The organism is Streptomyces sp. NPDC041129 (assembly GCF_055592265.1).
The window spans coordinates 948,125-960,572 of record NZ_JBVIYV010000002.1; the positions used below are offsets into that span (position 1 = coordinate 948,125).

Genomic DNA, 12,448 nt, shown 5'->3' on the forward strand with positions numbered 1-12,448 from the left:
GCACGGGCTGCTGCCCCGACGCTCGTCCCCCGAAACCCGGACCCCGGCATGCGGTCGCCCCGGTTCTGAGGACGACCGCCCCCAACCCTACCGGCCCATATGTACGAGGGTCAGTGCTCAGGTGACTCAACTGGGGCCGAAGTGACCAGTTCTGTCAGGACACCGTGGCAATCCTTCGGGTGCAGGAAGGTGATCCGCGACCCCATGGAGCCGCGTCGTGGCTCGTCGTACAGAACGCGTACGCCCTTGCCCCTGATGGAGTCGGCGTCCGCGTCGACGTCCGCCGTACCGAAGGCGATGTGGTGGACGCCCTCGCCGTTCTTCGCCAGCCACTTGCCGACCGCGGAGTCCTCGCGGGTCGGTTCGAGGAGCTGGAGGTAGGAGGCGCCGCCGTCGGACGTCTCGTTGATCTTGAGCATGGCCTCGCGCACGCCCTGTTCCTCGTTGACCTCGGTGTGGAACACCTCGAAGCCGTACGTGGCCCGGTAGAACTCGACAGTGGCGTCGAGGTCGTGGCAGGCGATCCCGATGTGGTCGATTCGCGTCAGCATGGATTCAGTGCAGCGCCACCGCCGTGGTTACGCAACGTGCGCGCGATCACACCGACGGGCCGATGACGGCACGGAGTGCCGCTCAGTACATTCGAAGTAAACCCTCGTTCACTCCTCGGCTGTGCAGGCCGGTAAGGGGATCGCAGCTCATGTCTTCTGGAACACCCGGTACGACCAGCTCGGTGATCGTCGCGGGCGCGCGCACGCCCATGGGGCGGCTGCTGGGCTCGCTGAAGTCCTTCTCGGGAGCCGACCTCGGCGGCTTCGCGATCAAGGCCGCCCTCGACCGTGCGGGGATCGGTGGCGATCAGGTGCAGTACGTGATCATGGGGCAGGTGCTGCAGGCCGGGGCGGGGCAGATCCCGGCCCGCCAGGCCGCCGTCAAGGCCGGCATCCCCATGAACGTCCCGGCGCTCACCATCAACAAGGTGTGCCTCTCGGGCCTGGACGCCATCGCGCTGGCCGACCAGCTGATCCGCGCCGGTGAGTTCGACATCGTGGTGGCCGGCGGCCAGGAGTCCATGACCAACGCCCCGCACCTGCTGCCGAAGTCCCGCGAGGGCTACAAGTACGGTGCCGTCGAGCTGCTCGACGCCATGGCCCACGACGGCCTGACCGACTCCTTCGAGAACATCGCCATGGGCGAGTCGACGGAGAAGCACAACACGCGCCTCGGCATCAAGCGCCCCGAGCAGGACGAGATCGCCGCGCTGTCCCACCAGCGGGCCGCCGCCGCGCAGAAGAACGGCATCTTCGAGGCCGAGATCACCCCGGTCGAGATCCCGCAGCGCAAGGGCGAGCCGGTCCTCTTCAGCAAGGACGAGGGCATCCGCGGCGACACCACCGCGGAGTCGCTGGGCAAGCTGCGGCCCGCCTTCGCCAAGGACGGCACGATCACCGCCGGGTCCTCCTCGCAGATCTCGGACGGCGCGGCGGCCGTGGTCGTGATGAGCAAGGCCAAGGCGCAGGAGCTGGGCCTGGAGTGGCTCGCCGAGATCGGCGCGCACGGCAATGTGGCCGGCCCGGACAACTCCCTGCAGTCCCAGCCGTCCAACGCCATCCAGCACGCCCTGAAGAAGGAGGGCCTGGAGGTCTCCGACCTCGACCTCGTCGAGATCAACGAGGCCTTCGCGGCGGTCGCGGTCCAGTCAATGAAGGACCTCGGCGTTTCCACGGAAAAGGTGAACGTCAACGGCGGCGCCATCGCGCTGGGTCACCCGATCGGCATGTCCGGCGCCCGGCTCGTGCTGCACTTGGCGCTGGAGCTCAAGCGCCGCGGCGGCGGGGTCGGCGCGGCCGCGCTGTGCGGTGGCGGCGGTCAGGGTGACGCCCTGATCGTGCGGGTACCGAAGGCCTGAGTTCCCAGTTACCTCGGTGAAGTGAACGGAGCTGTTTGATGCAGGACGTCTCCTCTCTGGTGGCCCAGGCCAGGGAAGGCCGGCCGCGGGCCGTGGCCCGGCTGATCTCCTTGGTGGAGGGGGCGTCCCCGCAACTCAGGGAGGTCATGGCGGCGCTCGCCCCGCTGACCGGGAACGCCTACGTGGTGGGCCTGACCGGCTCGCCCGGTGTCGGCAAGTCGACCTCCACCTCCGCTCTCGTCACGGCGTACCGCAAGCAGGGCAGGCGGGTCGGCGTCCTCGCCGTCGACCCGTCGTCGCCCTTCTCCGGGGGCGCCCTTCTGGGTGACCGGGTCCGCATGTCGGACCACTCCTCCGACCCCGGTGTCTACATCCGCTCGATGGCCACCCGCGGTCACCTGGGCGGTCTGGCCTGGGCGGCGCCCCAGGCGATCCGCGTGCTGGACGCGGCGGGCTGCGACGTGATCCTGGTGGAGACGGTCGGCGTCGGCCAGTCCGAGGTGGAGATCGCCTCCCAGGCGGACACATCCGTGGTGCTGCTGGCCCCGGGCATGGGTGACGGCATCCAGGCGGCCAAGGCCGGAATCCTGGAGATCGGCGACGTCTACGTCGTCAACAAGGCCGACCGGGACGGCGCCGACGCCACGGCCCGCGAGCTGAACCACATGCTGGGCCTGGGCGAGGCCCGCGGCCCCGGTGACTGGCGCCCGCCCATCGTCAAGACGGTCGCGGCCCGCGCCGAGGGCGTGGACGAGGTGGTGGAGGCCCTGGAGAAGCACCGGGCCTGGATGGAGGAGCACGGCGTCCTGGCCGAGCGCCGCAGGGCCCGCGCGGCCCGCGAGGTGGAGACCATCGCGGTCACGGCCCTGCGCGAGCGGATCGGAGACCTCCACGGCGACCGCCGGCTCAGCGCCCTCGCCGAGCGCATCGTGGCGGGCGGTCTCGACCCCTACCGCGCGGCGGACGAACTGGTGGCGGGTCTGACGGAGGGCTGACCGGCCGCTGTCCGGATGCGGACCCCCGGGGGCGCGGGTCGCTCCCGCACCCCGGGGGGACAGCCGCTGTCAGGGACGCCCCCGATGCCCCCTCAGGTGCTCGGCGATCGGCTTGAGCGCCTTGTCCAGCTCGGTCAGCGCGTCGGGCGACAGCAGGTCTATGAAGTGCCTGCGCACCGACGCCACGTGATGGGGCGCGACCTTCCGCATCGTCTCCATGCCGTGCTCCGTCAGCACGGCGTACAGCCCCCGCCGGTCGGACTCGCAGTTCTCGCGCCGTACCAGGTTCGCGTTCTCCATCCGCGTGATCTGGTGCGAGAGCCGGCTCTTCGACTGCAGCGTGGCGGACGCCAGGTCGCTCATGCGCATCCGCACGTCGTCCGACTCGGACAGATTCACGAGAATCTCGTAGTCGTTCATCGTCAGGCCGAACGGCTGCAGATCTTTTTCGAGCTGGTACGTCAACAGCCTGTTGACCTCCAGGTGGGTGCGCCAGGCGCACTGCTCCGCATCGGTCAGCCAGCGCGTGGCCGTCTCGGTCTCCATGAATGAAGTCTACCTAAGAAGTTGAATGACGAACTACTTCGGATGATGTGACGGTGCGCACGCGTTCGAGCCGTCACACTCCGCAGACTACCGCTCACAGCCCGAAGCGACGCTGGAGGTCCCCGAGCTGTCCGGGAAGGCGCGGTGCGCCCGACGATTGCGGACCGTGTCCAACCGGTCCCGCTCCGCCACCGCCGGGAACCCCCGGTTCGGGCGGAACCGCCCCAGTCGCCTGCTCCGCCATCAGCGTCTCACTCGACTGGAGCAGGACCGTCCCGGCGCCGACGAACTCGAACTGATGCTCCTCGCCGGAAGCCCCGCCCAGGCCCGTCATCGCACGTAGACCGCCCATGACACCCGTCAGATACCCGTGGTCGTAGTGATGACACGGTGACGGGCAGTCGGCCCATCCGACCAGCGCCTGGGGGTCCACCCGGATCGGGGGTTCCAGGAACACCACCGGACCGTTAGATGCGGCCACGAACTTTCCGGTTCCGATGAGTGTCAGAAAACCCGGCACGATCGACTGCTTGAGCGCGAGACTTGGCTGAAAAGCGAGCAGATTGCCCGCGCGAATGGTCAAGTTCCCGTCGTCCAGGTCATAGGAGTTGACGTTGAAGGCCCGGTCGGCCAGCAGCATCTTCCCCGAGCCGGCCGCCACGACCCAGTCGCTCGCGTGCAGTGGCGAATGGAACGACGTGCGGACAAGTCGGTCGAGTCGGCCGTGTCCGATGCCGTTGAACTCGATCGCCCCGTAGTAGGCGATCATCTTCCCCTTCTGCAGGAACCACTCCCCGCCCTTGAGCTCGACGCAGAACGTGTACTTGTTCACGTTGTCGTCGGCGGGCAGGGTCACCGGGTCGTACACCACGGGGCCGCCGGGGGTTCCGTACGCGCTCACAGCTTTTCCTCCGAGGCCTGGACGTACACCGTGCCGCTGCCGCTCAGCTCCAGCTGGAACGCCTCCCCGGAGCCGCGGCCCACCATGTCCCGCCAGCCGAGCGCGGTGGACAGCTTGTTGCGCACGTCGCCGTGGTGGGCGACGTAGGCCTGCGGGTCCACGTGCACCGGGCGCTGCGGGGTGATCGGGATCTCGAAGACCCCGCCGTGCGCCATCACGGCCACCGAGCCCTGCCCCTGGAGAGTGGTGGTGAACAGGCCCTGCCCGGTGACCTGGCCGCGCACCAGGCCCATCACGCCGCCCTGGGAACCCATGAACATCGTGCCCTGCCGCAGCGTGCCCTCGAAGGCGAGCAGCCGGTCGGCCTCGACGTAGAGGGTGTCGCCGGTCAGCCCGATGACGTGGACGTGGTGGCCGCCGTGCCCGAAGAAGACCGTGCCGCTGCCCTCGACGGACATCAGCGGGGCCGCCTCGCCGGCCACCCGGCGCCCGATCATGGACATCAGTCCGCCCTGGCCGCCCTGGACGTTGGGGGTGAAGGACACCTCCCCCCGGTAGGCGAGCATCGCCCCGCGCTGGCTGTACAGCCGCTGTCCGGGCAGCACGGTCGCCTCGACCATCTTGGTGTTGATCTCCCGGAAGGTCATCTCACAGGTCCCCCGCGATCGTGTTGCGCTCGCTCGGCTGGACGTACACCAGCCCGTCGCCCTCGAAGCGGATCTGGAAGGCCTCGCCGCCGCCCTCCCCGAAGAGGGTGCGGAACGTCACACCGGACTGGAAGGTCTGCCGCACGTCGCCCTGGTGGGCGATATAGGCGCCCGGGTCGACGATCAGCGGGTACTGCGGGCTGACCCGGAGCACCACCGCCGGCCCGTCCGACATGATGGCCGCCTGCCCGTGGCCCTCGACGGTCGTCGTGAACAGCCCGTTGCCCTGCGAGGCGCCGCGCAGCCCGGTGAACGTCGTGCCCGTGCGCAGCCCCGCGTCGGTCGCGAGCAGGTTGCTCGACTCGACGTGGAGCTTGTCCCCCCGCAGGGCGACCAGGTTGATCTCCGCTGCCCGGTCCGCGAACCAGCAGGTCCCCTGCCCCCTCACCTCCATCACCGTCATCTGCTCGCCGGTGAGCCGCCGGGTCACCATCCCGCGCAGCCCCTCGCCGCCGCCGCTCAGCTTCTTGAAGGTCATCTGCCCGTCGTACGCGACCATCGAGCCGTTCTTCGCCTTGACGGCGTCCCCGGTCACGTCGACGGCGAGCACCTTGCTTCCCTGGAGTCGGAACATCGCCACGCAGGGAAAGTAGCGGTGAGCCGGGTGGAGGGAACAGGGCCCGTGGGTGGAGAACGACCCTGAGCGCACCCCGAGGGGTGCGGTTTGCCAGAATGGGGTTCAGCTTGTGCGTCTGTTCACAAAGCAGCCGGCCCGTCGTCGCAACTTCCACCGAAGGTGATCCGTGGACATCAAGACCGCCTCCGCCCTCCGCCGTCTCCGCCTGGTCTCCGCCCCGGAGGCCGTGTCCTTCCTCGTCCTGCTGCTCTGCTCGGTGCTGAAGCGGACCACGGACTTCAACGCCGTGCCCGTGATGGGCGCGGTCCACGGCGTGCTGTTCGTCCTGTACGTCCTCTTCTGGGCGGACGCCTGGAACCGTGCCAAGTGGAGCTTCGGCACCGCTGCCCTCTACTTCGTCCTCTCGGTCCTGCCCACCGGCGGTTTCTTCGCGGAGCGCAGGCTGCGCCGCGAGGCCGAGAGCGCCGTCATCGCCGCCCGCGCCCGCAAGGAAGAGGTCGTGAAGGCATGATCGTCGCCTTCTCCGTGACGCCCCTGGGTGTCGGCGAGGACGTGGGGGAGTACGTCGCCGACGCCGTCCGCGTGGTCCGCGAGTCGGGGCTGCCCAACCGCACCGACGCCATGTTCACCTCCGTCGAGGGGGAGTGGGACGAGGTCATGGACGTCGTCCGGCGGGCCGTCGCCGCAGTGGAGGCGCGGGCACCGCGCGTCTCGCTCGTCCTCAAGGCGGACATCCGGCCCGGCGTGACCGACGGCCTGACCTCCAAGGTCGAGACCGTGGAACGGCACCTCGCGGGCTGACCCGTGCCGCGTCCGCGGTCCCCGGGTGCCCGAAAGCCGAGACAGGGCTGACCGGCATATGACCGGCCGGTAGGGTCTGCTGACGTGCCCAAGCCTCTCAGCCTCCCCTTCGACCCCATCGCACGCGCCGACGAGCTCTGGAAGCAGCGCTGGGGAAACGTGCCCGCGATGGCCGCGATCACCTCGATCATGCGGGCGCAGCAGATCCTGCTGGCCGAGGTCGACGCGGTGGTCAAGCCGTACGGACTGACCTTCGCCCGCTACGAGGCGCTGGTGCTGCTCACCTTCTCCAAGGCCGGCGAGCTGCCGATGTCCAAGATCGGCGAGCGGCTCATGGTGCACCCCACGTCGGTGACGAACACGGTGGACCGGCTGGTCAGGTCGGGTCTGGTGGCCAAGCGCCCCAACCCCAACGACGGCCGCGGCACGCTCGCCGTCATCACCGCCAAGGGCCGCGAGGTGGTCGACGCGGCCACCCGCGAACTGATGGCGATGGACTTCGGCCTCGGGGCCTACGACGCCGAGGAGTGCGCGGAGATCTTCGCCATGCTGCGCCCGCTGCGGATCGCGGCGCACGACTTCGACGAGGGGTGACCGGCGAGGGCTGACCCGGGGCAAGATCTCCCGGAACGGGCGGTTACGCTCGTCGGCATGAAGAAGAGCGTGCTGACCCGCTACCGCGTCCTGGCCTACGTCACCGGTGTGCTGCTGGTCCTGCTGTGCCTGAGCATGATCGCGAAGTACGGGCTGGACATGGACGGTGCCGCCGACGTCACCCGGGTCGTCGCCATCGCGCACGGGTGGCTGTACGTCGTCTACCTGGTCTTCGCCTTCGACCTGGGCTCCAAGGCGAAGTGGCCGGTCGGCAAGCAGCTCTGGGTGCTGATCGCGGGCACGATCCCGACGGCCGCCTTCTTCGTCGAGCGCAGGATCAGCCGCGAGCTGGACGGCGGGGCCGCGGACCGGGCCCCGGCCGTCGCCAAGGTCTGACCGCAGGCCTCGCAGCACCGCCGTACGGCACCCGTACGGCGGTGTTCTCGTGGTCGTGACCCAGTTGGCATCGACATTTACTAGGACGTCCAAGTAAATTCGATGGTATGGACGCTCACGCCATCGAGGAAGGCCGCCGGCGCTGGCAGGCCCGCTACGACGCCGCGCGCAAGCGCGACGCAGACTTCACCACGCTCTCCGGCGACCCCGTGGAGCCGGTGTACGGACCCCGGCCCGGGGACGCGTACGAGGGATTCGAGCGGATCGGGTGGCCCGGGGAGTACCCCTTCACGCGCGGGCTCCACCCGACCGGCTACCGCGGCCGCACCTGGACGATCCGGCAGTTCGCCGGGTTCGGCAACGCCGAGCAGACCAACGAGCGGTACAAGATGATCCTCGCCGCGGGCGGCGGCGGTCTGTCCGTGGCCTTCGACATGCCGACGCTCATGGGGCGCGACTCCGACGACCCGCGCTCGCTCGGTGAGGTCGGGCACTGCGGCGTGGCCATCGACTCGGCCGCCGACATGGAGGTCCTGTTCAAGGACATCCCGCTCGGCGACGTGACCACCTCCATGACGATCAGCGGGCCCGCGGTGCCCGTCTTCTGCATGTACCTGGTCGCCGCCGAGCGGCAGGGCGTGGCCCCGTCGGTCCTCAACGGCACGCTGCAGACCGACATCTTCAAGGAGTACATCGCCCAGAAGGAGTGGCTCTTCCAGCCGGAGCCCCATCTCCGGCTGATCGGCGACCTGATGGAGTACTGCGCGGCCGGCATCCCCGCCTACAAGCCGCTGTCCGTCTCCGGCTACCACATCCGCGAGGCGGGGGCCACGGCCGCGCAGGAGCTGGCCTACACGCTCGCGGACGGCTTCGGCTACGTCGAGCTGGGTCTGAGCCGCGGGCTCGACGTGGACGTCTTCGCGCCCGGCCTCTCCTTCTTCTTCGACGCGCACGTCGACTTCTTCGAGGAGATCGCCAAATTCCGCGCGGCCCGGCGGATCTGGGCCCGCTGGATGCGCGACGTGTACGGCGCGAAGAGCGAGAAGGCGCAGTGGCTGCGCTTCCACACGCAGACGGCGGGCGTCTCGCTGACCGCCCAGCAGCCGTACAACAACGTGGTGCGCACGGCCGTGGAGGCGCTGGCCGCCGTGCTCGGCGGCACCAACTCGCTGCACACCAACGCGCTGGACGAGACGCTGGCGCTGCCCAGCGAGCAGGCCGCCGAGATCGCGCTGCGCACCCAGCAGGTGCTGATGGAGGAGACCGGCGTCGCCAACGTGGCGGACCCGCTGGGCGGTTCCTGGTACATCGAGCAGCTCACGGATCGGATCGAGGCGGACGCGGAGAAGATCTTCGAGCAGATCAAGGAGCGGGGGCTCAGGGCGCACCCGGACGGGCAGCACCCCATCGGGCCGATCACCTCCGGGATCCTGCGCGGGATAGAGGACGGCTGGTTCACCGGTGAGATCGCCGAGTCCGCCTTCCGCTACCAGCGGGCCCTGGAGAAGGGCGAGAAGCGGGTCGTGGGCGTCAACGTCGCCACCGGGTCGGTGACCGGGGACCTCGAGATCCTGCGGGTCAGCCACGAGGTGGAGCGGGAGCAGGTCCGCGTTCTGGGCGAGCGGAAGACGGCGCGGGACGAGGCCGCGGTGCGCGCCGCCCTCGCGGACATGCTGAGTGCCGCCCGGTCCGGGGCGAACATGATCGAGCCGATGCTCGACGCCGTACGGGCCGAGGCGACCCTGGGCGAGATCTGCGGGGTGCTGCGGGACGAGTGGGGGGTCTACACGGAACCGGCGGGCTTCTGACCCCGTTGCCCGCCACGGGCGTCTCCAGGGGGCGGCGGACGTCCCCTGGAGCCAGAGCCTAGGCCGCCCCGCCGCCCGGCTGGGCGGTCAGGCCGAGGAGCAGTACCCGGGTGAAGCTGTGCACCCAGGCCTCGTCGGCCGGCTTGCCGCTCACCAGGGTGCGGTGGACCACCGCGCCCGCCACCATGTCGAAGATCAGGTCCACCGTGCGGGACGACTCCGCCGGGTCCGGCTCCGGCGGGAGTTCGCCGCGGCGCTGGGCCCGGGCGCGGCCCTCCAGGACCAGGCGCATCTGCCGGTCCACGATCGAGGCGCGGATCCGTTCGCGCAGGGCGTCGTCGCGGGTCGCCTCCGCGACCACCGCCATCAGGCCACTTCTGGCCTCCGGCCGGGCCAGGATCGCCGCGAACTGCAGCACCACGCCCTCGATGTCGGCGGCCAGACTGCCGCGGTCGGGCAGTTCGAGCTCGTCGAACAGCTCCGCGACCGCGTCCACCACCAGTTCGTGCTTGCCCGCCCAGCGGCGGTAGAGCGTCGTCTTCGCGACCCCGGCCCGCGTGGCCACGTCGCTCAGGGTCAGCCCCGACCAGCCGAGTTCCACCAGAGCGTCCCGTGTGGCGGCCAGGATCGCGGCGTCCGCGGCGGCGCTGCGCGGGCGTCCGGTACGGCTGGCGGGGTGGCGGCTCTGCATGCGTCGACCATAACCGGCGGAATCTGTGCGGTCGTGAGGGAGATCACCGGGCAGTGGTGTCGCGGTGACCCCGGATGGCATTACGCTACGGGTCGTAGCGAAAGCTCGTGCGGGACGTACACGGGCGACGACCACCGGCGTGGGGTGGGGACCCGGCGCCAATCACATCGCTTTTTCTTTCATGCGCCGAGACGGGGGAGGATAGACGCATGCAGCCACGGAACATGTCCATGAGCGGCGTCGTCGACCTCGCCGCGGTGAAGGCGGCCCAGGAGGCCAAGGCCAAGGCCGAGCAGACGCGCGCCGAAGCCGCCCGGCAGGGCGGCGCGGGGGCCGTCTCCCCGGCCGACCTCGTCATCGACGTCGATGAAGCGGGATTCGAGCGGGATGTCCTGCAACGGTCCGCCGAAGTACCGGTCGTCATCGACTTCTGGGCCGAGTGGTGTCAGCCCTGCAAGCAGCTGAGCCCGGTCCTCGAGCGACTGGCCGTCGAGTACAACGGGCGCGTCGTGCTCGCCAAGATCGACGTCGACGCCAACCAGATGCTGATGCAGCAGTTCGGGGTCCAGGGGATTCCGGCCGTCTTCGCCGTCGTCGCGGGGCAGGCGCTGCCCCTCTTCCAGGGCGCGGCCGGCGAACAGCAGATCCGGGAGACCCTGGACCAGCTCGTGCAGGTCGCCGAGCAGCGCTTCGGGCTGACCGGCCTGACCGTCGACCCGGACGCCGATCCGGGCGGCGCCGCGCCGCAGGAGATGCCGGCGGGGCCGTACGACGCCCTCCTCGAGGCCGCCGTGAGGGCGCTGGACGCGGGGGACCTGGGCGGTGCCGTCCAGGCGTACAGGAACGTGCTGAGCGACGACCCGGGCAACACGGAGGCCAAGCTGGGCCTCGCACAGGCGGAGTTGCTGCAGCGGGTGCAGGGTATGGACCCGCAGCGGGTGCGCGACGAGGCCGCCGGCAAGCCGGGCGACGTGGACGCGCAGATCGCGGCCGCCGACCTGGACCTGGTGGGCGGTCATGTCGACGACGCCTTCGGACGGCTCATCGACACCGTGCGGCGCACGGCGGGTGACGACCGGGACGCGGTACGGCGCCGACTGCTGGAGCTGTTCGAGGTCGTGGGGCCGGAGGACCCCCGAGTGGTCGGGGCCCGACGGGCCCTCGCCCGGGCTCTGTTCTGACCAGTCGCTAAACACCACGGCATGTGATGCCGGAGTGAAAAATTCGCCTACGAGGCGTCAGGGCGGCCGCACTTTGCCAAAACTTGGCAATTGCGGCCGCTGTTACTCGGAGTAAATCGATGCCGTTGATCTGTCTGGATTCGTCCAAGGATCAACGGCTTTGCTCTGCCCCTGACCGACACCCAGCGTCGCCCTTCGAGACCGCTGGGTCGTTGTTCGGTTATCCGGCCGTTACTAGCCAGTAACGAACCCCCTTGTGTCCGGGCCGAGAATGCACCACGATCGGCGACGCTCGGTCCATTCCCGCACCCCCGGCAGCCGGTCGGGTCGAGGGAGACTCTGGGTCCCCACCGAGCAGAGCCGGCGGCAGTGGCGCCGGCTCTGGGGCAGGGGGGTCTTCGCCGCACGGCGAAGCCTGTCCAGAAGGTTGTGCGTGATGCGTGTCAGGCGCGACCAGTGGTTGTCGCTCGGGGGTGATCGCCGGTGGTTCGGGCGCGGTTCGTGCCTGATGAGTACGGGCGCTCTCCTTTCCGAGGACGTAGCACTTCTCCCATCCCTGCCTGGCTGAGCCGCCGATTGGGGCGAGTCGGGCCAGGAGATGTACGTCCGAGAAGGAGGAAATATGGAGTCCCAGGTGCGTGGCGGGACCAGATGGAAGCGGTTCGCTGTGGTCATGGTGCCCAGCGTCGCCGCCACGGCAGCGATAGGTGTCGCCCTGGCACAGGGTGCTCTCGCTGCTTCGTTCAGCGTTTCGGGGCAGTCGTTCAAGGTGACGGCGAAGTCGCTCCACGGTGAGGGCTTCGCGCAGTACGGAGCGCTCGACCAGGGCTACACCCTGACCGGCCAGAAGGCGCTTCACCCCGTCGCGGTCTCGGCCTTCAAGTCGGCCACGATCCAGAAGATGTGTCAGTCGGTCGTCACCCCGGACCTCCCGGTCATCGGTGACGTGACGCTCCGCCTGGAGGCGGGTGACAGCACCGACAAGGACAAGCAGGTCGAGGCCGACCGCCTGTACATCGACGTCGAGGACCTGCAGGCCGACGCCGTCTTCCACAACATCGACATCGGTGTTGCGGCCAAGGACGCCGGCAAGGGTCCGGGCATGAAGGGCAACGGCGAGCAGGCCAACCCGTTCGGCTTCGCCCAGCAGGCGGACTCGGCGGACCTGACCGACGTGAAGCAGACGGCGTGGGCGACCACCGCCGGAACCTTCAAGCTCAGCGGTCTGCACATGTCGCTGCACAAGGGCAAGGGTGCAGGGATCGAGTGCTACTAGGCACTCACTGACGGGCGGGGGAGCCGATGGCGCCCCCGCCCGTCCACACTCCGGCCGCGCTTTCAC

General features: G+C 69.6%; 15 protein-coding genes. 9 read left to right on the forward strand and 6 right to left on the reverse strand.

What is annotated here, in order from left to right; translation table 11 throughout:
* Positions 1 to 110: 110 nt before the first annotated feature.
* A complete protein-coding gene (gene mce, locus ACZ6B1_RS12545) occupies positions 111 to 551 on the reverse strand; it encodes a methylmalonyl-CoA epimerase (protein WP_199212042.1) in 441 nt (146 codons plus the stop codon).
* A 149-nt stretch (positions 552 to 700) separates the two neighbouring features.
* Here mce and ACZ6B1_RS12550 point away from each other — a divergent pair, with 149 nt between their 5' ends.
* Together ACZ6B1_RS12550 and meaB are read left to right on the forward strand one after the other, a co-directional pair.
* Positions 701 to 1,909 (forward strand): acetyl-CoA C-acetyltransferase, encoded by a 1,209-nt coding sequence (locus tag ACZ6B1_RS12550; protein ID WP_468777383.1) that lies wholly within the window; start codon positions 701 to 703, stop codon positions 1,907 to 1,909.
* 38 nt (positions 1,910 to 1,947) lie between these two features.
* Complete coding sequence (gene meaB, locus ACZ6B1_RS12555; protein ID WP_468777386.1) at positions 1,948 to 2,904, forward strand: methylmalonyl Co-A mutase-associated GTPase MeaB; 957 nt, start codon at positions 1,948 to 1,950, stop codon at positions 2,902 to 2,904.
* Positions 2,905 to 2,973: 69 nt separating this feature from the next.
* On the opposite strand, the gene ACZ6B1_RS12560 is transcribed toward meaB, so the two are convergent.
* From ACZ6B1_RS12560 to ACZ6B1_RS12575, 4 genes are all read right to left on the reverse strand, one after another.
* Positions 2,974 to 3,450: a MarR family winged helix-turn-helix transcriptional regulator gene (locus tag ACZ6B1_RS12560; protein WP_199212044.1), complete on the reverse strand. Its 477-nt coding sequence runs from the start codon at positions 3,448 to 3,450 to the stop codon at positions 2,974 to 2,976.
* Positions 3,451 to 3,544: 94 nt separating this feature from the next.
* Positions 3,545 to 4,351, reverse strand: a complete 807-nt coding sequence (locus tag ACZ6B1_RS12565; protein ID WP_468777389.1) for an AIM24 family protein — start codon at positions 4,349 to 4,351, stop codon at positions 3,545 to 3,547.
* Positions 4,348 to 4,998 carry an AIM24 family protein gene (locus tag ACZ6B1_RS12570; protein ID WP_468777391.1) on the reverse strand — a complete coding sequence of 217 codons (651 nt, stop codon included), beginning with the start codon at positions 4,996 to 4,998 and terminating at the stop codon, positions 4,348 to 4,350. The genes ACZ6B1_RS12565 and ACZ6B1_RS12570 overlap by 4 nt, the downstream gene beginning before the upstream one ends.
* 1 nt (position 4,999) lies before the next feature.
* Positions 5,000 to 5,632, reverse strand: a complete 633-nt coding sequence (locus tag ACZ6B1_RS12575; RefSeq protein WP_468777530.1) for an AIM24 family protein — start codon at positions 5,630 to 5,632, stop codon at positions 5,000 to 5,002.
* Positions 5,633 to 5,801: 169 nt separating this feature from the next.
* Here ACZ6B1_RS12575 and ACZ6B1_RS12580 point away from each other — a divergent pair, with 169 nt between their 5' ends.
* The 5 genes from ACZ6B1_RS12580 to ACZ6B1_RS12600 all read left to right on the forward strand — a co-directional run bounded on the left by ACZ6B1_RS12580 (position 5,802) and on the right by ACZ6B1_RS12600 (position 9,234).
* Positions 5,802 to 6,146, forward strand: coding sequence for a DUF3817 domain-containing protein (locus ACZ6B1_RS12580; protein WP_468777393.1), 345 nt, complete (start codon positions 5,802 to 5,804; stop codon positions 6,144 to 6,146).
* Positions 6,143 to 6,436 carry an MTH1187 family thiamine-binding protein gene (locus tag ACZ6B1_RS12585; RefSeq protein WP_030187368.1) on the forward strand — a complete coding sequence of 98 codons (294 nt, stop codon included), beginning with the start codon at positions 6,143 to 6,145 and terminating at the stop codon, positions 6,434 to 6,436. Before ACZ6B1_RS12580 ends, ACZ6B1_RS12585 begins: the two co-directional genes overlap by 4 nt.
* Positions 6,437 to 6,520: 84 nt before the next feature.
* Positions 6,521 to 7,030, forward strand: coding sequence for a MarR family winged helix-turn-helix transcriptional regulator (locus ACZ6B1_RS12590; RefSeq protein ID WP_468777394.1), 510 nt, complete (start codon positions 6,521 to 6,523; stop codon positions 7,028 to 7,030).
* A gap of 57 nt (positions 7,031 to 7,087) precedes the next feature.
* Positions 7,088 to 7,426 (forward strand): DUF3817 domain-containing protein, encoded by a 339-nt coding sequence (locus tag ACZ6B1_RS12595; protein WP_468777396.1) that lies wholly within the window; start codon positions 7,088 to 7,090, stop codon positions 7,424 to 7,426.
* A 107-nt stretch (positions 7,427 to 7,533) separates the two neighbouring features.
* Positions 7,534 to 9,234 carry an acyl-CoA mutase large subunit family protein gene (locus tag ACZ6B1_RS12600; RefSeq protein ID WP_468777398.1) on the forward strand — a complete coding sequence of 567 codons (1,701 nt, stop codon included), beginning with the start codon at positions 7,534 to 7,536 and terminating at the stop codon, positions 9,232 to 9,234.
* 58 nt (positions 9,235 to 9,292) lie between these two features.
* Here ACZ6B1_RS12600 and ACZ6B1_RS12605 read toward each other — a convergent pair whose 3' ends face one another.
* Positions 9,293 to 9,925: a TetR/AcrR family transcriptional regulator gene (locus ACZ6B1_RS12605; RefSeq protein ID WP_468777400.1), complete on the reverse strand. Its 633-nt coding sequence runs from the start codon at positions 9,923 to 9,925 to the stop codon at positions 9,293 to 9,295.
* Positions 9,926 to 10,134: 209 nt separating this feature from the next.
* Here ACZ6B1_RS12605 and ACZ6B1_RS12610 point away from each other — a divergent pair, with 209 nt between their 5' ends.
* Both ACZ6B1_RS12610 and ACZ6B1_RS12615 read left to right on the forward strand, forming a co-directional pair.
* Entirely contained in the window at positions 10,135 to 11,106 is a 972-nt protein-coding gene (locus tag ACZ6B1_RS12610) for a tetratricopeptide repeat protein (protein WP_468777403.1), read from the forward strand.
* Positions 11,107 to 11,728: 622 nt separating this feature from the next.
* Complete coding sequence (locus ACZ6B1_RS12615) at positions 11,729 to 12,382, forward strand: DUF6230 family protein (RefSeq protein WP_468777405.1); 654 nt, start codon at positions 11,729 to 11,731, stop codon at positions 12,380 to 12,382.
* Positions 12,383 to 12,448: the final 66 nt, after the last annotated feature.